Source organism: Nocardia sp. NPDC051833, assembly GCF_040681225.1.
Lineage (GTDB): Bacteria > Actinomycetota > Actinomycetes > Mycobacteriales > Mycobacteriaceae > Nocardia.
Genome location: NZ_JBFAYK010000005.1, coordinates 51,220 through 70,694 on the forward strand (window position 1 = coordinate 51,220; position 19,475 = coordinate 70,694).

General features: G+C 71.9%; 21 protein-coding genes. 7 read left to right on the forward strand and 14 right to left on the reverse strand.

The genetic code is table 11. The features are described from left to right. Positions 1–37: 37 nt before the first annotated feature. Positions 38–1,288 (reverse strand): DUF2786 domain-containing protein, encoded by a 1,251-nt coding sequence (locus AB0L91_RS31000; protein WP_365016065.1) that lies wholly within the window; start codon positions 1,286–1,288, stop codon positions 38–40. Positions 1,289–1,526: 238 nt separating this feature from the next. On the opposite strand from AB0L91_RS31000, the gene AB0L91_RS31005 reads away from it, so the two are divergent. From AB0L91_RS31005 to AB0L91_RS31025, 5 genes are all read left to right on the forward strand, one after another. Then, positions 1,527–2,129 carry a maleylpyruvate isomerase family mycothiol-dependent enzyme gene (locus tag AB0L91_RS31005; protein ID WP_355283252.1) on the forward strand — a complete coding sequence of 201 codons (603 nt, stop codon included), beginning with the start codon at positions 1,527–1,529 and terminating at the stop codon, positions 2,127–2,129. A 78-nt stretch (positions 2,130–2,207) separates the two neighbouring features. Beyond that, entirely contained in the window at positions 2,208–2,939 is a 732-nt protein-coding gene (priA, locus tag AB0L91_RS31010) for a bifunctional 1-(5-phosphoribosyl)-5-((5-phosphoribosylamino)methylideneamino)imidazole-4-carboxamide isomerase/phosphoribosylanthranilate isomerase PriA (protein ID WP_357350817.1), read from the forward strand. A gap of 8 nt (positions 2,940–2,947) precedes the next feature. Continuing rightward, the gene (locus AB0L91_RS31015; protein ID WP_365016068.1) at positions 2,948–3,769 is read left to right on the forward strand and encodes an inositol monophosphatase family protein; all 822 of its coding nucleotides are present in this window, start codon (positions 2,948–2,950) and stop codon (positions 3,767–3,769) included. Positions 3,770–3,774: 5 nt separating this feature from the next. Continuing rightward, positions 3,775–4,590: an imidazole glycerol phosphate synthase subunit HisF gene (hisF, locus tag AB0L91_RS31020; RefSeq protein ID WP_355283260.1), complete on the forward strand. Its 816-nt coding sequence runs from the start codon at positions 3,775–3,777 to the stop codon at positions 4,588–4,590. A gap of 247 nt (positions 4,591–4,837) precedes the next feature. Next, the gene (locus tag AB0L91_RS31025; RefSeq protein WP_365016070.1) at positions 4,838–5,776 is read left to right on the forward strand and encodes a TIGR03564 family F420-dependent LLM class oxidoreductase; all 939 of its coding nucleotides are present in this window, start codon (positions 4,838–4,840) and stop codon (positions 5,774–5,776) included. A gap of 31 nt (positions 5,777–5,807) precedes the next feature. Here the strand turns inward: AB0L91_RS31025 and AB0L91_RS31030 are convergent, their stop codons facing one another. The 7 genes from AB0L91_RS31030 to AB0L91_RS31060 form a co-directional block, all read right to left on the reverse strand. Then, complete coding sequence (locus tag AB0L91_RS31030) at positions 5,808–6,965, reverse strand: acyl-CoA dehydrogenase family protein (protein ID WP_365016072.1); 1,158 nt, start codon at positions 6,963–6,965, stop codon at positions 5,808–5,810. A gap of 85 nt (positions 6,966–7,050) precedes the next feature. After that, positions 7,051–7,794 (reverse strand): hypothetical protein, encoded by a 744-nt coding sequence (locus tag AB0L91_RS31035; protein ID WP_365016074.1) that lies wholly within the window; start codon positions 7,792–7,794, stop codon positions 7,051–7,053. Between the two features lie 72 nt (positions 7,795–7,866). Next, positions 7,867–9,117, reverse strand: a complete 1,251-nt coding sequence (locus tag AB0L91_RS31040) for an ABC transporter substrate-binding protein (protein ID WP_365016075.1) — start codon at positions 9,115–9,117, stop codon at positions 7,867–7,869. Beyond that, entirely contained in the window at positions 9,107–10,159 is a 1,053-nt protein-coding gene (locus AB0L91_RS31045; RefSeq protein ID WP_365016077.1) for a branched-chain amino acid ABC transporter permease, read from the reverse strand. The genes AB0L91_RS31040 and AB0L91_RS31045 overlap by 11 nt, the downstream gene beginning before the upstream one ends. Next, a complete protein-coding gene (locus AB0L91_RS31050) occupies positions 10,156–11,034 on the reverse strand; it encodes a branched-chain amino acid ABC transporter permease (RefSeq protein ID WP_355283276.1) in 879 nt (292 codons plus the stop codon). Before AB0L91_RS31050 ends, AB0L91_RS31045 begins: the two co-directional genes overlap by 4 nt. Beyond that, positions 11,031–11,756: an ABC transporter ATP-binding protein gene (locus AB0L91_RS31055; RefSeq protein WP_355283278.1), complete on the reverse strand. Its 726-nt coding sequence runs from the start codon at positions 11,754–11,756 to the stop codon at positions 11,031–11,033. Before AB0L91_RS31055 ends, AB0L91_RS31050 begins: the two co-directional genes overlap by 4 nt. Further along, complete coding sequence (locus AB0L91_RS31060; RefSeq protein WP_365016080.1) at positions 11,753–12,511, reverse strand: ABC transporter ATP-binding protein; 759 nt, start codon at positions 12,509–12,511, stop codon at positions 11,753–11,755. Before AB0L91_RS31060 ends, AB0L91_RS31055 begins: the two co-directional genes overlap by 4 nt. Positions 12,512–12,645: 134 nt before the next feature. Between AB0L91_RS31060 and AB0L91_RS31065 the strand changes: the two genes are divergently transcribed. Continuing rightward, positions 12,646–13,968 carry a helix-turn-helix domain-containing protein gene (locus tag AB0L91_RS31065; RefSeq protein WP_365016082.1) on the forward strand — a complete coding sequence of 441 codons (1,323 nt, stop codon included), beginning with the start codon at positions 12,646–12,648 and terminating at the stop codon, positions 13,966–13,968. Continuing rightward, positions 13,965–14,309 carry a phosphoribosyl-AMP cyclohydrolase gene (hisI, locus tag AB0L91_RS31070; RefSeq protein WP_365016084.1) on the forward strand — a complete coding sequence of 115 codons (345 nt, stop codon included), beginning with the start codon at positions 13,965–13,967 and terminating at the stop codon, positions 14,307–14,309. Before AB0L91_RS31065 ends, hisI begins: the two co-directional genes overlap by 4 nt. Here the strand turns inward: hisI and AB0L91_RS31075 are convergent. The 6 genes from AB0L91_RS31075 to AB0L91_RS31100 all read right to left on the reverse strand — a co-directional run bounded on the left by AB0L91_RS31075 (position 14,306) and on the right by AB0L91_RS31100 (position 19,424). Further along, complete coding sequence (locus tag AB0L91_RS31075; protein ID WP_365016086.1) at positions 14,306–14,773, reverse strand: MarR family transcriptional regulator; 468 nt, start codon at positions 14,771–14,773, stop codon at positions 14,306–14,308. The two genes, hisI and AB0L91_RS31075, sit on opposite strands and share 4 nt — an antisense overlap. Before the next feature lie 214 nt (positions 14,774–14,987). Next, positions 14,988–16,661 (reverse strand): methyltransferase, encoded by a 1,674-nt coding sequence (locus AB0L91_RS31080; protein ID WP_365016088.1) that lies wholly within the window; start codon positions 16,659–16,661, stop codon positions 14,988–14,990. Positions 16,662–16,675: 14 nt separating this feature from the next. Then, positions 16,676–17,851, reverse strand: a complete 1,176-nt coding sequence (locus tag AB0L91_RS31085; RefSeq protein WP_365016090.1) for a 4-hydroxybenzoate 3-monooxygenase — start codon at positions 17,849–17,851, stop codon at positions 16,676–16,678. A gap of 76 nt (positions 17,852–17,927) precedes the next feature. Continuing rightward, positions 17,928–18,497 carry a permease gene (locus AB0L91_RS31090; RefSeq protein WP_365016092.1) on the reverse strand — a complete coding sequence of 190 codons (570 nt, stop codon included), beginning with the start codon at positions 18,495–18,497 and terminating at the stop codon, positions 17,928–17,930. A gap of 61 nt (positions 18,498–18,558) precedes the next feature. Then, the gene (locus tag AB0L91_RS31095; protein ID WP_355283302.1) at positions 18,559–19,029 is read right to left on the reverse strand and encodes a peroxiredoxin; all 471 of its coding nucleotides are present in this window, start codon (positions 19,027–19,029) and stop codon (positions 18,559–18,561) included. A 119-nt stretch (positions 19,030–19,148) separates the two neighbouring features. Continuing rightward, a complete protein-coding gene (locus AB0L91_RS31100) occupies positions 19,149–19,424 on the reverse strand; it encodes a hypothetical protein (RefSeq protein WP_355283305.1) in 276 nt (91 codons plus the stop codon). Positions 19,425–19,475: the final 51 nt, after the last annotated feature.

The following is a 19,475-nucleotide window of genomic DNA, read 5'->3' on the forward strand; positions in this document are numbered from 1 at the left end:
CCGTTCGATGGAGGCGAACCCTGAAACCGGTCGGGGTTCAGCCGTCGAGCCGGGCGCGATCGGCGGCCTCGGTGCCCGCCTCCCAGCCTTCGGCGCTGCGAATGGTGATGCCGCGCGCGCGGGTGGTGGGGAAGTAGGTGGAGAACGCCTTCTCGACGCGGTGATCGTGGGTGGCCAGCAGTGGGAGCAGGGTGGGGTCGGCGGCTTCGGCGACGGTGGCGGCCGCGGCGGTGGTGAGGCGGTCGCCGATCCGGGTGGCGTAGGCGGTGAGGAAGGCCTTGCGATAGGCGCGGGAGCGGGAGTCACCGGCCGTCGACGGGGTGTCGATCATCGCGCGGGTGGCTTGGACGAGCAGCGAGGTCGACAGGAGTTCGACGGCGTCGAGGTCGGGGTCCTCGCCGACGACGGTGACGAAGTCCCAGTCGGCGACGAAGATGGCGCGACAGCGGTTGGCCCGCGCGACCAGGTCGATGAGCAGGGCTTTGGCCTCGGTGTAGGGGGTGTCGAGCCAGAGGCGGCGGGCGCCGGGCAGGTCGGCGTCGACGGTGGGCACCGCCAGCAGGACGCGGTCGATCGCGTACTTGGTCATCAGTTCCTGGGCCTTGGCCGAGAGGGTCTCGGCCTCCGCGGGGAAGGCGGTGGACTCGGCCTTGGCGAGCAGGCCGCGGACCCGGCCGAGGGCCTTCTCGTCGACGGCGGGCCGCGCGCCCCGATGCCGGTGCGCGGTGCCGGGCAGTGGCCGGATCGGCTCCAGTTTCGGCAGCCGCAGCAGGAGTGCGAGGGCGTCGAGGACGGTGGTCACGGCGTCGGCGCCGGTGAGCAGCGCGCGGTCGGCCCAGGGGATCAGGTGCGGCGGCGTCCACCAGACGGTGGCGCCGAGGTCGTCGAGCTGGGCCTGCCAGATCTCGTCGACGGTGTCCTCGGCGAACGGGGCGCGATGGTCGGCCATCAGATCGGTCAGATAGCCGACCGCGAACTCGTCGAGGCGGCGCCGCGCGGCCTGGTGGACATCGCTCGGCAGCCAGCCGAAGTCGAAGGCGCGGGCGATGATTCGCCGGCTCGCCCGCTCGACGCCCGCCGCCACCTCCGGGCGCACCCGGTCCGGGCCAGCCAGCTGCTCGGCGAAGTGCCGGACCCCGGCCGTGTCGCCCTGGGCCGCGGCCACGGCGGCCGTCGCGATCGCCTCCGCGAGCCGCTCGGGATCGGTCAGGGTGTCGGCGTCGAGCACCGGCCCGGTGGCGGGCACGGCCCGGCGTCCGGTGCGGCGTCGCCGATTCTGTTTGCCCACGGTGTCCGGGCGTCCTCTCCTTCGTGGCGTCGCTCGGGCGGCGCGCGGTGACGGTGCGGCCGGTCGGCGGCCATAGTCCCATTGTCCCGGCGTCCCGACGGGCCGGACGGCACGGGCTACGCCCCGGTGTGCCGATCGATTGCGGGGCCACGAGCGGACAGACCCGTCGGAATGTATTTCGCTCCCGTGCACCGGAATCCGGGAACCCGGCGTCGGATCGGGCCCTACAGTGATCGACATGAGCTATCGGGGGATGCTGGCCGCGGAACGTGCCGAGCTGATCGAACTCCTACGTGGACTGACCGAGCAGGAGTGGGAGACACCGTCGCTGTGCGCGGGGTGGCGGGTGCGCGACGTGGTCGGTCATCTGCTGACCGACACGCTCGGCCCACTCGACTACGCGGCCGCCGCGGCCCGCCATCGCGGTTCGGTCGACCGGATCAACAACGCGCTCGCGGCGTCGTTCGCGGGCCTGCCGACCGCGCAGCTGGTGCACATGTTCGAGCACGAGTCGGGCAGGCTGTCGCGGTTCTCGCCGCGGCTGATGCTCTCCGACCTGCTGGTGCACCAGCAGGACATCCGGCGGCCGCTGCGCCGCCCGCGCACCATCGCCCCCGATCGCCTGATCGCGGTGCTGTCCTACCCGGATCCCTTCGCCTTCCCGGGCAAACGGACCAAGGGGCTGCGGTTCATCGCCACCGATGTGGACTGGGCCTGGGGCGACGGACCCGAGGTCCGCGGGCCCGGCGAGGCCATCGCGCTGGCCGTGGTCGGCCGCAGTGTCGTCCTCGACGAGCTCACCGGCGGTGGCGTCCCGGAACTGCGTCGCCGCTGTCGCTGAACCCGGTCGGCGTGACACGGGCCTCAGGGGCGTGGACCGGTGCGGAGATCGACAGTCCGGACCTACTAGTCTGATCCCGTGAGTCTTGTGCTGTTGCCCGCCGTCGATGTCGCCAATGGGGAGGCCGTGCGCCTCGTGCAGGGAGAGGCCGGTAGCGAAACCAGCTACGGGTCGCCCCGCGACGCGGCGCTGGCGTGGCAGCAGGCCGGCGCCGAGTGGGTCCATCTGGTCGACCTGGACGCGGCCTTCGGCAAGGGCAGCAACCGGGAGCTGATCGCACAGGTCGTCGGGGAACTCGACGTCAAGGTCGAACTGTCCGGCGGCATCCGCGACGACGCCTCCCTGGAAGCGGCGCTGGCCACCGGGTGCGCGCGGGTCAACATCGGCACCGCCGCGATCGAGAACCCGCAGTGGTGCGCCCGCGTGCTCGGCGAGTACGGCGACCGGATCGCGGTCGGGCTCGACGTCAAGCAGATCGACGGGGAGTGGCGGCTGCGCGGCCGCGGCTGGGTCACCGACGGCGGTGACCTGTGGGAGGCGCTCGAGCGGCTCGAACGCGACGGCTGCGCGCGCTACGTGGTGACCGACGTCTCCAAGGACGGCACGCTGACCGGCCCCAACCTGGAACTACTGAGCGAGGTCGCCAACGCCGCCGACGCGCCGGTCGTCGCCTCCGGCGGCATCTCGGTGCTCGACGACCTGGTGGCCATCGCCGGGCTGGCCGAGGAGGGCGTGGAGGGCGCGATCATCGGCAAGGCGCTGTACGCGGGCCGGTTCACGCTGCCCGAGGCCCTGGCCGCGGTGCGCTGACACCGACGATGACCGCCGCACCGAGCACCGCCGAACTGACCGACCTGCTGGCCGTCGCCACCCAGGTCCTGGACGGGGTCGTCCCGCGCTTCGTCGAGGGCATCGGTGCGCCGAGCGCGGTCGCCAAGGGCCGCAACGACTTCGCCACCGAACTCGATCTGGAGCTGGAACGCACCATCTCCGCCGAACTCCAGCAGCGCACCGGGATCGCCGTGCACGGCGAGGAGTTCGGCGGCCCGGCGCTCACCTCCGGCACGGCCTGGGTGCTCGACCCGATCGACGGCACCTTCAACTACTCCTCCGGCCACCCCATGTCGGGCACCCTGCTGGCGCTCGTGCACGAGGGCGAACCCGTGCTCGGCCTGACCTGGCTGCCGCTGCTCGGCCGCCGGTACGCGGCGGTCCAGGGTGGCCCGGTGTTCCTCGACGGCGTCGCGCTGCCGCCGCTGCGCCCCGGCAAGCTGGCCGACGCGATGATCGGCTTCGGCGCGTTCAACGTCGACTCGGCGGGCCGCATCCCCGGCCAGTTCCGGTTCGACCTGCTCGGCGCGCTCAGCAGGCTGTCCTCGCGGGTGCGCATGCACGGCTCCACCGGCATCGACCTGGCCTTCACCGCCTCCGGCGTGCTCGGTGGCGCGGTCGTGTTCGGGCATCATCCGTGGGACAACGCGGCCGGTGTCGCGCTGGTACGGGCCGCGGGCGGCGTGGTCACCGACCTGGCGGGCGCGCCGTGGACGATCACCTCGGGGTCGGTGCTGGCCGCCGCGCCCGGCGTCCACGCCGAACTCCTGGAAATGATTTGCACGGTCAGCGAAGAGGAACGAGGCTGAACACCATGACACCGCGCACCGACGAACGGCCGGACACCGCGGCGCCGAGCACGCTGGCCGTCCGGGTGATCCCGTGCCTGGACGTCGACGCGGGCCGGGTGGTCAAGGGCGTCAACTTCCAGAACCTGCGCGACGCGGGCGACCCGGTGGAACTGGCCGCCACCTACGACGCCCAGGGCGCCGACGAACTCACCTTCCTCGACGTCACCGCCTCCACCGGCGATCGCGGCACCATGCTCGACGTGGTGACCCGCACGGCCGAGCAGATCTTCATCCCGCTCACCGTCGGTGGCGGCGTGCGCACCGTCGAGGATGTCGACCGGCTGCTGCGCGCCGGCGCGGACAAGGTGTCGGTGAACACCGCCGCCATCGCCCGCCCCGAGGTGCTCTCGGAGATGTCGCAGCGGTTCGGCTCGCAGTGCATCGTGCTCTCCGTCGACGCGCGCACCGTGCCGGACGGTCAGCCCGACACCCCGTCCGGCTGGGAGGTCACCACCCACGGCGGCAAGCGCGGCACCGGCATCGACGCGGTCGAATGGGCCATCCGCGGCGCCGAACTGGGCGTCGGCGAGATCCTGCTGAACTCGATGGACGCCGACGGCACCAAGGCCGGATTCGACCTGCCGATGATCGCCGCCGTCCGGGCCGCGGTGCGGGTGCCGGTGATCGCCAGCGGCGGCGCGGGCGCGGTCGCGCACTTCCCGCCCGCCGTGCACGCGGGCGCCGACGCGGTGCTGGCCGCGAGCGTCTTCCACTTCGGCGATCTCACCATCGGCCAGGTCAAGGACGCCATGCGCACCGATGGGATCACCGTCCGCTGAGCTCGTGACCGCGCGGGTGCCCGGTCGGGATCGCGGCTCGCTGGGGCGTGGCCGTGCCCGGCCGGAATCGCGGTTCGCTGACGTCGTCCGCGTCGTCCGGGGCCGATCGCGGTTCGCTGAGGTCGTGATCGCGCGGATGCCCGGTCGGAATCGCGTGCGGTACCGACCTGACCGTGCGTAGGGGCGCAGTTGGAATCGGCATGCGCTGATCGCGATGAACTCCGTTGCTGCGCGGGTTGTTCCTCGGATGAGCATCGGAATCGCCTTGTCCCCGTTCGCCCTCGATCAGTCCGGCAATGCCGTGGACGCGGCCGTCGACCTCGGGCGGACCGCCGCCGCGGTCGGGCTGAGCTCGGTGTGGCTCGGCCAGACCTTCTCCCACGACTCGCTGCTGGTGGCGGCGCTGATCGGCCGCGAGGTCCCCGGGCTACAGGTCGGCACCTCGGTGGTTCCGGTGCCGGGCAGGCACCCGCTGCTGGTGGCGAGTCAGGCGCAGACCGCGCAGGCGGCCACCGGTGGACGATTCACGCTGGGCCTCGGCCTGGGTGCTCGGGACCTGTCCGAGCGCGCCTTCGGCGGCCCGTTCGATCGCCCGGCGACCCGGCTGCGCGAATTCCTCACGGCGCTGCGCTCGGTCCTCGACACCGGCGCGGTCGACTTCCGGGGCGAGACCCTGACCGCGGCCACCCCGATGCCCGCCACGGTCGCGGGCGCGGCGCCCACCGTGCCGGTGCTGGTCGCGGCCATGGGACCGCAGGCGTTGCGGGCCACCGGCGAATTGGCCGACGGAACGCTGCCGTTCCTGGTCGGCCCCGAGGCCCTGGCCGAGCACATCGTCGCGCCGCTGACGGCAGCGGCGGCGAGCGCGGGCAGACCGCGGCCGCGCGTCGTCGCCCTCGTCCCCGGCGTGGTCACCGCGGACGTGGCCGCCGCCCGCACCGCCGCCGAGGCGACAACCGGCTTCTACGACGGCATTCCGTCTTATCGCCGGGTGATCGAGCTGTCCGGCGCACGGCGCGCGTCGGACCTGGTGGTGTACGGCGACGAGGAGACCGTGGCCGCGCGGGTGGCCGACTACTTCGCGGCGGGCGCGACCGAGGTGGTTTTCTCCCAGACCGACCTGACCACCCCCGAGGATCAGCAGCGCACCTGGCGGCTCCTCGGCGATCTCAACCGGACGCGCTGAGCAGCGTCGAGTCGCCTGTACACCAGCCGGTCTACAGGCCCATCTCGGCGGCGATGATGGTGCGCAGCACATCGCTGCTGCCGCCCTGGAGCCGATCGATGCGGTGATCGGCGTAGAGCCGGGCGATCGGGGAATCGGTGAGATAGCCCGCGCCGCCGTGCAATTGCAGGCAGCGGTCGATCACCCGGCCCGCCGTCTCGGTGGCGAACAGCTTGGCCGACGCGGCGTGCGCGGCGCCGAGTTCGCCCCGGTCGTGCGCGGTCAGCGCGCGATCGACCACCGCCTCGACCGCGTCGACCTCGCTCTGACAGGCGGCCAGCTCGAATTTCGTGTTCTGGAAGGCCGACACGGGCTGGGTGAAGGCGACGCGTTCGGTGGTGTGCAGGCGTGCGAACCGGATCGCGGCCTTGGCCTGGGCATAGGCGCCGACGGCGATACCGAGGCGTTCCCGCGGCAGCTGCCCGGCGAGGTGGTCGACGGCCAGGTGCGGTGCGCCGAGGACGTCGGCGGCGGGCACCCGCACATCGGTGAAGGTGAGTTCGGCGGTGCCGCTGAGCTTGCGGCCCAGTGTGTCGAGCCGGCGGCCCACCCGGAAACCCGCCGCGGCGGTGTCGACGACCAGCAGTGACAGGCCGTAGGACGGATCGTCGGGGCGCGGCGCCGCGGTGCGCGCGCAGACGATCACCCGGTCGGCGTGCACGCCACCGGCGACGTAGGTCTTCGAGCCGTTCACCACGTAGGTGGACCCGTCGACCGACAGCGGCGCGGTGGTACGCATGTCGGCCGGTTCGGCGCCGGTGCCCGGCTCGGCCACCGCCAGCGCGAACATGGTGTCGCCGGTGACGATGCCGGGCAGCCACCGCGCCCGCTGCGCCGGGCTCGCCAGCGTCGTGACCAGCGGCAGGCACCGGGCGACGTGCGCGCTCGCGCCGCCGAACGACACCGCCGCCCTGGCGATCTCCTCCGCCAGCACGGTGCGGAAGCCGAACGAGGACCGCCCCGCCCCACCGAACTCGACCGGCGCCTCCAAACCGAACACGCCGAGTTCGCCCAGCCGGTAATAGAATTCGCGCGGCACCTGCCCGTCGTCGTACCACTTGGTGAAGCAGGGCACGACCTCGGCACCGATGAACGCGCGCATCGTCGCCCGGAACGCGGCGTGCTCGGCGTCGAAAACTGTTCTGTGCATACGGGATTCCTTACCGGCCTGCGAACGGCCACGAGCCGGTCCGCCCGAGCGTGGTGCGGGCGGACCGGCGAAGCGGTGGGACGGACTACTTCGCTGGGGCGGGCACCGCGGGATCCTTGCAGTACGCGCCGAGCTCGGCCGGGCACGGGGCCGTGATCGTCGAGAAGTACTGGTAGGCCGAGAACAGGGCCAGCGGTCCGCCGACCGTGATCAGCCCGACCATGGTGCCGACGGCGCCGAGGGTGGCCGCGCCGAGGACACAGCCCGCGACGGTCGCGCCGACCCACGGGACCAGCAGCACGATCACCGGGCTGGCGATGGTCGCCCCGGCCGCGCCGCCCACCAGGCAGCCGACGCCACCGCCGATCACCGCGCCGACGATCGCGGCGACCGCGCCGCCGATGCCGACCCGCTGACTGAACGCGCCCAGCGCCGCCTGATCGCGCGGGGTGAACGACTCGGCGACCTGCTTGACCGCGGCGTCGGTGCTGACCAGCTCGGTCGCCGCGGCCACCGGCGTCGCGCCCTCGCGCGACGGGGTCAGGGTGGCTTTGCCGCCGTCGATGGTGGCGGCGATCGGGAAGAGCTTGTCGTCCATCCGGTAGGACAGCGGCAGCGCGGCGACCGGGACGTCGGCGCCGGTGGTGAGCACCAGCTGATCGCCGACGATCTGGAGCTTGCCGTCAGTGGTGGTGACGACGGCGGCGTCGCCCTGCCTGCTGACCTCGTAGTGCACGTCGGTCTGCGCCGCCGGGTCGGCGTGGCCGGTGCCCGTGCCGACGCACAGGGCCAGCGCCGTGAGAGCGGCGGTCGCGAGAGTGGTGGACATCTTCATCGGTGATCCTCATCGATCGGGGGTGTACTTCGGGGGTTTCGCGGCGGACCGCGGAACGTGGGGGAGCTACTTGCTCGTCGTGATCAGGCCGTCGGTGAGCGACCAGTGGGTGCCCGCGAAGGTCTGGATGCCGACGGTCTCGAGCGGATAGCCGTCGCTCGCACCGGTCGTCATGCTGATACCGGGCAGCAGCAGGTCGACGGCGACGTTGTCGAGGGAGCGCATCGCGTCGCGCAGGCCCTCGCGGGTCGGGCACTTCGCCGACTCCAGCGTCTTGCGGAAGCTCTCGGCCATCGCCCAGCCTGCCATGGCGTGCTGGTTCTCCGGGTCGGCGCCGGGCGCGTACTGGGTGAGCTTGCTCTTGTAGGTCTGCATACCCGCGTCCTGGGCCCAGCGCGGGTCGGCCGGGTCCTTGAGGAACGCGGCGCTCACCGCGCCCTGCACGTTCTCCAGGCCGACCGGTCGCAGCGTGGCCATCGTGTTCGACACCTGGGTCAGCACGTGCAGCGGATTCCAGTCGGTGTTGCGCACGTCGGCGGCCAGCGCCTGCGAGGCGAACTTCGGGGTCGAGAAGTTCAGCAGCACATCGGCTTTCGTGTTCGCCAGATTGCGGACCTGCGCGTCGACGGTCGGGTCGGTGACCTCGAAGCTCTGCTGCGCGACCACGGTCACGCCGCTGCCAGCGACACCCTCCGTGAACGCGGCGAGCAGATCCTTGCCGAAGTCGTCGTTCTGGTAGAGCACCGCCACTGTCGCGGTCGGGCGCTGCGCCTTGACGTACTGCGCGTACGCGAGTCCCTCGGTGCGGTAGCTGGGCTGCCAGCCGATGGTCCACGGGTGCTCGGTGTCCGCGCCGAACTTGGTCGCGCCGGTGGCCACGAACACCTGTGGCACCTTGCGCTGGCCCAGGTAGTCCCAGACCGCTGAGGAGGTCGCGGTGCCCAGGGTCTGGAACACCGCGAACACCTGGTCCTGCTCGACCAGCCTGCGGGTCTCCTCGACGGTCTTGGGCGGCTGGTAGCCGTCGTCGCGCACCAGGTACTCGACCTTGCGTCCACCGATGCCGCCCTGCTCGGCGTTGACGTAGTCGAAGTAGGCCTTGATGCCCTTGGGCACTTCGCTGTAGGCCGAGGCCGGACCCGACAGCGGGTACACCCCGCCGAGCTTGATGGCGGTGTCGGTGATGCCGACGGTCTGCTGGCCCCGGCAGTCGCCGACGGCGGCGGTGCCGGTCTCCTCGCCGCGCCCACCGCAGGCGGTGAGCGTCGCGAGCAGCGCCGCCGCGAGGCCGAGAGTGTGGATCGCCTTAGTGCGCATGTGTTTTCCCTTTCCGAACCAGATGGCCGAGCCGTTGCGCCAGCCGGCCGGTGAGTCCGGCCAGGCCCGTGGGCGCGAGGTACATGACCGCGATGATCAGCAGTCCGAAGATGACGCCGGGCGCCGCCTGATTGACGTCCTGGGCGAAGCTGGGCACGAACATCACGAACAGGCCGCCGAGCAGCGGACCCCAGGTGGTGCCGAGCCCGCCGACGACCAGTCCGGCCAGCAGCGTCACCGACAGGGTCAGCGCGAACGAGTCGGGCGAGACGAAGGCGATCACCCAGGTGTAGACCGCGCCCGCGACACCGGCCAGCAGGGCGCTCCAGGCGAAGGCCAGGGTTTTGTAGTGGGCCAGGTTCACCCCGAGCACTTCCGCCGCGATCTCGTTGTCGCGCACCGCGTGCAGCGCGCGCCCGACCCGGGATCGCAGCATCCCGGCGACCAGGACGAAGGCGGTCACCGTCGTCGCCAGCGCCAGGAAGTACAGCCACTGGTCCTCGGCGAGCCCGGTCCACGCGGGCGGCACCGGCTTGTCGACGGTGAGTCCCATCGAGCCGCCGGTCAGGCCGTCGAACCGCTTGAGCAGTGGGACCAGGAATATCGCGATCGCGAGGGTGACCAGCGCCAGATACAGCCCGCGCAGGCGTAGCGCCGGGATGCCGAGTGCGAAGCCGAGGACGAAGGTCACCGCAGCCGCGAGCGGGATGGTCGCGATATACGGTGTGTCCCAGCGCTCCATCGCCACCGCGGCCGTATAGGCGCCGACCGCGAAGAACGCGCCGTGACCCAGCGAGATCTGGCCGGTGTGGCCGACGAGCAGGTTCAATCCGAGCAGGGTGACCGCGTAGACCATCGCCATGGCGAGCTGGAAGGTGTGGAAGGGCACCAGCTGGAAGGGTGCGGCACAGGCGAGCACCAGCAGTGCCGCCGTCGCGAGCAGCGGCCACCGGAACGCGCTCACCCTGGTCAGGACCGAAGTCGCTGGCGGGACAGCGGAAGTGGCTGTCACCGTCTTGTCGGAGAGTTCTACTTCGCTCATACCCGTTCCACCGCCGCGTGTCCGAACAGACCTTGCGGGCGCAGCAGGAGCACGCCCAGGATGATCACCAGCGGCACACCGATCTTGAGTTCGGTGCCGATCGCGTCGACGTAGGCGCCGGTGAGGGTTTCGGCGACGCCGACGATCAGGCCGCCCGCCACCGCGCCGCCGGGGGAGTCGAAGCCGCCGAGGGTGGCCGCCGCGAAGGCGTAGATGAGAACGCCGCCCATCATGTTGGGTTCGAGGAACAGCAGCGGCGCCGACAGCACCCCCGAGACCGCGCCGACCAGCGCGGCCAGCCCCCAGCCGAGCGCGAGCACCGTGCCGACCCGGATGCCGACCAGCCGGGCGGACTGCGGATTACAGGCCACCGCCCGCATGGCCAGGCCGATCCCGGTGAACCGGAACAGCAGATACAGCAGTGCCATCACCACCGCGACGACGGCGAGAATGCCGAGGCTGCCGTAGCCGACGCTCACGCCCGCGGTGCGGAAAGCGCCGTCCGGGAACGGATTCGGGAACGACTTCACCTGGTAGGACCAGATCCAGCCCGCCACCGCGTGCACGGTGAAGAACAGACCGACTGTGACGATCACCAGGGTGATCTCGGGCGCGCCCTCGACCGGGCGGATGACCACCCGTTCGATGAGCATCCCCGCGACGAAGGAGATGGCCAGGGTGAGCGGCAGCGCCGCCCAGAACGGCATGGTCTGGCTCAGCTGCCAGGCCAGGAACGCCGAGAACATGGCCAGCTCGCCCTGGGCGAAGTTGACGATCCCGGTGAACCGGTAGATGAGTACGAGGGCCAGTGCGAGACCGGCGTAGATCGCGCCCGCCGAGAGTCCCTCGACGAGCTGCTGGACGAATTCGGTCACGGCCGCACCCGGATTCCCAGATAGGAGCGGGTGACCTGGTCATCGGCCCTGATCTCGGCGGCCGTGCCGGACAGCGCGATGCGCCCGGACTCCAGCACGTGCGCCTGGTGGGCGATGCCAAGGGCCAGATGAGCGTTCTGCTCGACGACGATCACGGTGGTGCGTTCCTCTTCGTTGATGGTGTGCACGATCCCGAACAACTCCTGGGTGACCAGCGGGGACAGCCCCAGCGATGGCTCGTCGAGCAGCAGCAGCCGCGGCCGCAGCATCAGCGCTCGGCCGATGGCGAGCATCTGCTGCTGGCCGCCGGACAGGCCGCCCGCCGGTTCGCGCCGTTTGTCGCGCAGGATCGGGAAGTAGTCGTGGATGCGGCGCAGGTCGGCCTCGACGCCCGCGCGGTCACGCCGGGTGTAGGCGCCCAGGCGCAGGTTCTCCTCGACGGACAGCGGCGCGAAGGTGCCACGGCCCTCGGGCACGTGGGCGACGCCGAGGCGCGCCATCGCCTCCGGGGCACGGCCGGTCACCTCGGTGCCGCCCAGCCGCAGCGCGCCGCGCACCTTGACCATGCCGCACAGGGCCCGCAGCAGCGTCGTCTTGCCCGCGCCGTTGGGCCCGAGGATCGCGCACACCGCGCCCTCGGCGACCGAGAAGCTCACGCCGTGCAGCACTTTCGCCGCGCCGTACCCGGCGTGCAGGTCGGTGACGACAAGGAACTCACTCACGAAGCGGCTCCCAGGTACGCGCGGACGACGGCCGGATCCCGTTGCACCGCAGCGGGTTCGCCCTCGGCGATGACCTGCCCGAACTCCAGGCACACCACCCGGTCGCAGGTGCCCATGACGAAACCCATGTGGTGTTCGACCACCACGACGGTGAGGTCGAGATCGGCCTGCAGCGCGCGCAGGCGCTCGGCGAACTCGTCGACCTCGCCGTGGCTCAGGCCGTTGACCGGCTCGTCGAGCAGCAGCAGCCGGGGCCGGACCGCGAGCGCCCTGGCCAGTTCGATGCGCTTGAGCGTGCCGAACGGCAGGCCCGCCGCGGGATGGTCGGCCACCGCCGTCAGTTCGAGGCGGTCGAGCAGCTCGTCGGCTTCCGCACGCAGCATCCGCTCCTCGCGGCGGACCTTCGGCAGCCGCAGGCCCGCCGAGACGAAGCCGGCGCAAGCGCGATGATGGGCACCGACCAGGACGTTGTCGCGGACCGAGAGCCGGGGGAACAGGCCGAGGTTCTGGAAGGTACGGGCGATGCCGAGCCCGGCCAGCGCGTCGGGCCGGACCGTCGACAGATCGGTGTCGCGGTAGCGCAGGGTCCCCGACGTCGGCCGGTGGCGCCGGGTCAGGCAGTTGAAGAGGGTGGTCTTGCCCGCGCCGTTCGGTCCGATCAGGCCGACCATCTCCCCGGGAGCGACCGCGAACCCGACCTCCCGCAGCGCGGTGATGCCGCCGAAGCGCACCGTCAGGTTGGTTATCTCGAGCATGCGACGAACAGTAAGTTCGCAGGTCACGGGCCACATCGGACGTTGCGGACCAACTTTCGCGCACGGCATCGTCCGCTGCGGACAGGGCGGCAGACGGTTGACACTGTGAAATCGGACATGCAAACTCCCCGGACATGTCGGCTGGATCACATCTGCTCACCGCGTCGATCTCGGATCCGGTGCACGCCGAGCGCGCGCGCATCGTCGGTTGCGCCTACGACCACGCCGACGACATCGCCGACGACGTGATGGCCAAGCTGCGCACCGAGCTGCCCGGCTACGGCACCGCCGACCCCGGTTTCCTCGCCGACGTGCACGACCAGCTCGCCCGGCTCAGCCGGACCGGGCTCGGCGCGCTGCTCGAACGCAAGCGGGTCACCCCGGCCGATGTCACCTACGCCCGGCAGGCCGCGGCCCGGCGGGCGCGCTCGGGTCTGCCGCTGGTCGACTACATCGCCGCGTTCCGGCTCGGGCAGCGCGCCATCTGGAAATCGCTGCTCGCCCACGCCGGTGACACCGAGGCGGGCCGCGAGGCCGTGCTCTCCCTGGCCGGGCCGCTGGCCCGCTACACCGACCTGATCAGCACCCAGGCCACCGACGCGTATCTCGAGTTCCAGCAGTACGTGGCCGCCGAATCCGGCCGCGACAGCCAGGCGCTGATGGACACCCTGCTCGACGGCACCCTGCCCGCGGGCGGCCCGCACCTGTCGGTGGCCACCGCGCACGGGATCGGCGCGGACCGCACCACGCCGCTGGTGGTGGTGACGGCCGTGGTGCTCGACGGCTCGGCGCGCGCCGACTCCGCCGACGGGCTCGGGGACGCACGGCAAGTGGTGTCGGCCGCGGCGGCGCGCGTCGGCGTCAATGGGCTGCGCACGCTGTCGGTGGTGCGCGGCGGGGAGATCGTCGCGATTCCCGCGCTGGGTCGCGACGGCTCGGCCGAGCAGCTGTGCGACCGGCTGCGCGCGATGCGCGAGGAACTCGCCGCCGAGGGCATCGCCCTGGCCGTCGGCGTGAGCACCGCGGTCACCGAGGTCGCCCAGATCCCGCGCGCCTACCGGCAGGCGCAGGCTGCGCTGGCCCTGCTGCCCGAGGACGGCGGCGTGCTCGCGCTCCCGCAGCTCACGCCGTTCCGGTACCTGCTGCTGCGCGCCGACGACACCACCCGCCAGCTCGTCGACCCGCGCATCGGCGCCGCGCTGGCCGACGACCGCGCCCGCGGCGGCTCGCTGGCCGAGACCATCCGCGCCTTCGCCGCCGCCGACATGAACCTGCGCGAAGCCGCCGACACGCTGCACATCCACCTCAACACCGCCAAGTACCGGCTCGGGCGGATCCAGGAGCTGACCGGGCGCAATGTGCGCAGCGTCAACGACCTGGTGGAACTGCTGGTGGCGATCGAGCTGCAGACCGGGCAGTCGGCTCGTCCCGGTACGGCTGTTATAAACGAGGCATGAGCCTGGATCCCGCCATCGCCGCACGTCTCAAGCGCAACGACGCGGGTCTGGTCGCCGCCGTCGCCCAGGAGAAGTCGACCGGCGACGTGCTGATGATGGCCTGGATGGACGACGAGGCCCTGGCCAGGACCATCGAGACCCGCAAGGGCACCTACTTCTCGCGCTCGCGGCAGCAGTACTGGGTCAAGGGCGAGACCTCGGGCCACACCCAGTACGTGCACGAGGTGCGCCTGGACTGCGACGGCGACACCATCCTGCTGATCGTCGACCAGGAGGGCGCGGCCTGTCACACCGGTACGCACACCTGCTTCGACACCGACGTGCTGCTGGCCGCCGACTAGTCCCCGTCCTCGGCCAGCACGCTGTGCAGCCGGGCCGACAGAGCCTCGCCGAGCTCGGCCAGCTGAGCGGTCTGTTCGTCGTCGAGTCCGTCGAGCACCAGCCTGCGCACCGCGTCCACGTAGCCCGGCGCGGCGGCGAGCACCTTCTCGAAACCGGCGTCGGTGAGTACCGCGTGCACGCCGCGCCTGCCCGCGGTGGAGTCGCGCCGCGCCCAGCCCAGTCGCTCCAGCTTGGAGACCACATGCGACAGTCGCGATAGCGACGCGTTTGCTTTGTGGGCGAGATCACTCAGCTGCAGGCGATGGCCCGCTTCCTCGGACAGCAGGCTCAGCACCCGGAACTCGAAATGGGTCAGCCCGGCCTCGCGTTGCAGCCGCGTATCGAGCGCGCCCGGGATCCGGGCCATGAGCGTCACGATCGCCTGCCAGGCGCGCTGTTCGACGGGGTCGAGCCACTGGGTCATCGCCGGCACAGCCTCACGGCCGGGCGACAGGACGGGTGAACTGGAACGCGCACCGAACAGAGTTTGCCACGACGTCGCTGTGTCGTCCGCGAGTTGGCCGCGGTCGTGAGGTCACTCACAGCAAGGCGAGTGCCCTATCGCGAAAAGCCCGTCGCCCCAGGCGCTGTCGCGTCCGCGCGCACCGACGATGCGCGCGGACGCGGCGCCGCGCTGGTCAGGTGCCGGTGTGCCGGGCCTGCAGCAGTGCGAAGCCCAGCGGCAGGTCGTCGTGCCCGATCAGCTCGAGTCCGGCCGACCGCAGCACCGCGCGATAGTGGGTGACGGTGCGTTCGCGTCCGCCGACATTGCACAGCATGTGCAGGTCCCACGCGGGGGCGAGGGAGCGGGACCCGTCCTCGGGGAGCAGCCGTTCGACGATGTAGAGCCGGGAATGCTCGGACATCGCCGCGGCGCACCCACGCAGAATCGCGCGGCAGTCCGCGTCGTCCCAGTCGTGCAGGACCCGCGACAGCAGGTAGACGTCACCCCCGGTGGGCACCTCGGCGGTGAAGAAGTCCCCGCCGACCAATTCGCAGCGGGACAGACAGCCCGCCGCCGCCAAGGTGGTGCGCGCCCGGGGCAGCGTGGTCTCGCGTTCGAACAGGATGCCGCGCAGCTGCGGGTGGGCCGCCACCACGCGTGCCAGCAATTCGCCGGTGCCGCCGCCGACGTCGACCACCGTGCGCGCGGTGGCGGCGCCGACGAGCCCGGCGACCTGGCCGAAGATCGATGCGCTCGCCGCCATGGCCCGGTCGAACAGGCTCGCCCGCTCCGGGTCGGCGCGGAAGTAGTCGAAATGATGCGCCCCGAAGTGGTGGTCGAAGGCCGTGCGGCCGGTGCGCACGGCGTAGCCGAGCTCGCCGAAGGACTCGTAGAACGCGCCGCCGTAGAGGCAGGCCAGCGGATGCAGCGACGGCTGGGCGTCGGCGACGAGCAGCCTGCCGGTCTCGGTGAGCGTGTAGCCCGCGCCGAGCGGCTCGACGACCTCGAGCTGGGCCAGGTAGCGCAGCAGCCTGCCGAGCGCGTCGAGATCGGTGCCGGTCGCTGCGGCGAGCTCGCCGAGCGGGCCACCCGGGGCCGCGGCGAGCCGGTCGGCGATGCCGGACCCGGCGGTGACGGCGAGCGCCTGGGTCGCCCAGGCGCCGGTGAGCAGCCCGAGCAGCCGGGTCGCCGGGTCGGCGGATTCGCGGGTGTGTCGCGCGAGTTCGCGCGGGTGCGCGCCGGCCACATAGAGCTCCACCCGCCGGTCGGTCCGCGCGCCCGGCCTGCGGAAGTAGAAGCTGGTCGCGTCCTCGCGGTCGTTGTAGCCGCCCTGGTCGGGGCGCAGCCCGCCCGGGCCGGTGAGCAGCGCGCGCAGCCCGGCGAGAGTCACGGGGTCGACGGGGCCGGTGGCCAGCGCGATGTGGGCCTCGTGCGCCTCGGCGCGTTCGACGGCGGCTACCTCGGCGGGCGCGGCGGGCAGCGCGAAGATCTCGATCGCGCAGGGTGTTCCGTCGGCGGCCGGGAGCGCGGCGCGCACGATCCGGACCGGGACCCGCTGGGGGTCCAGGCCGTGCCGGGCGGCCAGGCGCTGTCGGACCACCACGCTGGGCTCGTTCGAGGCGATCGTGAGGTCGTGCGCCGCGAGCAGGTCGTCGAGGGTGGCGAGATCGGGCGGGAACACCATGACCGCGGCGTGCGCGAACCGGCAGCGCTCGGCGATCGCCGAGCGTTCGGCCTCGCCGAGGCGGGGCAGCAGCCGGGCGAGCACGCTGTCGGTGTCATGGGTGGCGACGAACTGCACGGCCGCGGCGACGCGGTCGTGATCTAGCGGGTCGATCCTGGATCGCACTGCCGGCGAGCGGGTCACGCATCCTCCTGGATTCAGATACCGACGTAGTTCTCCGCGAAGAAATCCTGATGTGGTCGTGAGGTGGCCAGACTGTGCAGCCGGGCCTGCTGGAGCTCGCGTTCGAAACCCGCGTGCGGGCCGGTCGGTGGATGCAGCAGGCCGATCATCCAGTGCGAGAACTCGTGCGCGCGCCGGATGCGCGGGACGCAGTCGGCCGAATGCGCGCGCAGGGCCGACTCGTCGCCGTCCACGATCGCGGCGATCAGCGCCGCCGCGAGCGACCGCGCGGTGAGGATGGCCAGATTGGCGCCCTTGGCAGCGGACGGGCTGATCGTGGAGGCCGCGTCGCCGGCGAGGAACAGCCGCCCCTGCTGGATCGGGTCGAGGATCTCCGACCGCAACCGGACCAGTCCGCGCTCGATGATCGGGCCCGTCCGCAGCGGCCCGTACCGGTCGGCGCGCAGCCGGTCGGACAGCGCGTTCCAGACCCGGTCCTCGCTCCAGCGCAGGGCGTCCTCGCCGGCGCACTGCAGGTAGTAGCGGGTCACCTCGGGGCTGCGCGGCATCTGGCCCGCGAAACCGTCGGGGTGGACGCCGTAGGCGACGGTGTCGGTCGTCGGCGGGGCCTGGGCCAGCAGCGCGAGCCAGGTGATGGCGTAGTCGTGGGTGGATCGCGGGCCGCGCACCCGCCGGCGGGCCGCGCCCTGCGCGCCGTCGCAGCCGACGAGGTAGCGGGCGGTGATCCGGGAGCTCGCACCGTCGGCGGTGCGGGCGAGCACCCACGGCTTGTCGCCGTGTTCGTCACCGATCTGCTCGGCGGTGGTCGCGCACCGCAGCTCGCCGCCGCGGCGCAGGTACTCGGCGACCAGATCGGTGACCAGCCGCTGCTGCGGGTAGACGGTGTGCACCTCGCCGCGCCCGAGCTCGTCGTAGGACAGCTCGATCCGGGCGCTGTCGCTGCGGAATTCACAGGTCTGGTGCGTGTGCCCGCCTGCCCGCAAGCCGGTGTCGAGTCCGTGCTCGGCCAGCACCGCGACACTGGCGGGGGCGAGGAAACCGGCGCGGGCGCGCTGCTCGATGTGGGCGCGGTCGCGCCGTTCCAGGATCAGCACGTCGATCCCGGCCGCGCGCAGGATGTTGCCGAGAACGAGTCCCGCCGGACCCGCGCCGAACACCAGGACGGTCGTGTCGCTGCTCCCCCTCGGCATGGGATCGGAGCTTAGGTCACCGCGGCCGCGTGGAGCCCCCGTCGTGGTGGCGTGTTGCTGGGATTATGTGAAACGGCTATTGCGCGCCGGTCATCGGCGGGGTCTGGGCGGGCGGGTTCTCGGCGGACTTGGCGGCCTTGCGACGGGTGAGACCGCGCTTGCCCATCAGCGCGAGGACGAGCGCGAACACCACCGCCGCCACGATCGCGCCGACCAGGCAGGCGCCGCGGAAGGCGGGGGCGTCGACGTCGAGGATGCGCTGACCCGCGTGCGCCGCGTTGTTGCCGCCGAGCACGATCGTCAGCGTCATCAGGTTGGGCAGCGCCAGCAGCAGCGCGATGATCACCGCCGCGCCCGCGATGAACTTGCCGCCCTTGCGATTCCACACGCGCACCGCCAGCAGCACCAGCAGCAGCGGGACGAGGGTGAACACCAGTCCGTAGACCAGGCCCCACCAGATGCCCTGGGTGAAGCTGCCGTGCACCATGCTCGCCAGTCGCTGCGCCCACCAGCGCGGGATGAACGAGGACAGGATCAGATAGGCGATCACCAGCACGACGGCCGTGGCGACCGTGATGATCGCCCGGTTGCGCCACACGGTCATCGTGGACTTCTGACCGCTCGACTGCACCTCGCCGGTTGTCATCTCCCCAGCGTAGAGGGGTCGATGACGCCGGACGCCGATCCGGCGCCCGGCGTTTCGCCGGTTACTCCGCCGCGGTCGCGCGGGCGCGCAGGAAGGCCAGCGCCTCGTCGGCGTGCACCGCCGCGCGGAGCTCGCCGGTGACGACCTTCAGGATGGTCCGGTCGGTATCGATGACGAAGGTGTGCCGCTTGACCGGGGCGAGTTTGCCCAGCAGCCCACGCTTGACGCCGAACGCCGCCGCTACGGCGCCGTCGGCATCGGAGAGCACCGGGTAGTCCAGTCGCTGCTTGGCGGCGAACCCGGCCTGCACCTCGGCGCTGTCGGTGCTGATGCCCGCGCAGGAGGCGCCGATGGCGGCGAACTCCGCGCTCAGATCGCGGAAGTGGCAGGCTTCGGCCGTGCACACGGGGGTATTGGCCGCCGGGTAGAAGAACAGCACGAGCGGGCCGTCGGCGAGCAAGCCGTCGAGCGTGCGGAGCTGGGCGGACTGGTCGGGGAGCGCGAACTGGGGGGCGTGCTGGCCTGGCTGCATGATTCGACCCTATCGACCGGGCCGGAGGTACGGAAGATCCCCGCCCGCGCACGCGAACGGGGACATCTTCGGTTCGACCGGCACCGCCCCCGACGGACCGCACCCGTCGAACGGGCGCGTCAGCGCTTGAGCAGGGCGGCGATCTCCGGGTTGCGGATCTCCATCACGTCGAGGATGCCGTGCACGCGCAGCATCGGCTCGAGTTGCCGGATCCGATCGCAGTGCGCGGCGTATTCGTCCGGGTAGGCCTTCTCGTCCAGATCCTGCATCTCTTTGGCGTAGGTGACGAACGACGTGAGCGCGCTCGCCGCGGACAGCTGGCCGGGACCGTAGTGCTGCTGCGACGGGGCGGCCAGCCGGCCGTCCTGAGCGCCCTGGTGCGAGGGGTACAACATTGCTCCTCTCGGAAAGGGGGGGATACCGCATGCGACATGGAACGCGCGCGA

Coding starts and splice junctions, on each gene's coding strand:
- AB0L91_RS31060 (WP_365016080.1), bottom strand. CDS start 12,511: ATGCTCGAGATAACCAACCTGACGGTGCGCTTCGGCGGCATCACCGCG.
- AB0L91_RS31030 (WP_365016072.1), bottom strand. CDS start 6,965: ATGCACAGAACAGTTTTCGACGCCGAGCACGCCGCGTTCCGGGCGACG.
- hisF (WP_355283260.1), top strand. CDS start 3,775: ATGACACCGCGCACCGACGAACGGCCGGACACCGCGGCGCCGAGCACG.
- hisI (WP_365016084.1), top strand. CDS start 13,965: ATGAGCCTGGATCCCGCCATCGCCGCACGTCTCAAGCGCAACGACGCG.
- AB0L91_RS31045 (WP_365016077.1), bottom strand. CDS start 10,159: ATGAGCGAAGTAGAACTCTCCGACAAGACGGTGACAGCCACTTCCGCT.
- AB0L91_RS31090 (WP_365016092.1), bottom strand. CDS start 18,497: ATGACAACCGGCGAGGTGCAGTCGAGCGGTCAGAAGTCCACGATGACC.
- AB0L91_RS31035 (WP_365016074.1), bottom strand. CDS start 7,794: ATGTCCACCACTCTCGCGACCGCCGCTCTCACGGCGCTGGCCCTGTGC.
- AB0L91_RS31040 (WP_365016075.1), bottom strand. CDS start 9,117: ATGCGCACTAAGGCGATCCACACTCTCGGCCTCGCGGCGGCGCTGCTC.
- AB0L91_RS31100 (WP_355283305.1), bottom strand. CDS start 19,424: ATGTTGTACCCCTCGCACCAGGGCGCTCAGGACGGCCGGCTGGCCGCC.
- AB0L91_RS31005 (WP_355283252.1), top strand. CDS start 1,527: ATGAGCTATCGGGGGATGCTGGCCGCGGAACGTGCCGAGCTGATCGAA.
- AB0L91_RS31095 (WP_355283302.1), bottom strand. CDS start 19,029: ATGCAGCCAGGCCAGCACGCCCCCCAGTTCGCGCTCCCCGACCAGTCC.
- AB0L91_RS31025 (WP_365016070.1), top strand. CDS start 4,838: ATGAGCATCGGAATCGCCTTGTCCCCGTTCGCCCTCGATCAGTCCGGC.
- AB0L91_RS31075 (WP_365016086.1), bottom strand. CDS start 14,773: ATGACCCAGTGGCTCGACCCCGTCGAACAGCGCGCCTGGCAGGCGATC.
- AB0L91_RS31085 (WP_365016090.1), bottom strand. CDS start 17,851: ATGCCGAGGGGGAGCAGCGACACGACCGTCCTGGTGTTCGGCGCGGGT.
- AB0L91_RS31065 (WP_365016082.1), top strand. CDS start 12,646: ATGTCGGCTGGATCACATCTGCTCACCGCGTCGATCTCGGATCCGGTG.
- AB0L91_RS31015 (WP_365016068.1), top strand. CDS start 2,948: ATGACCGCCGCACCGAGCACCGCCGAACTGACCGACCTGCTGGCCGTC.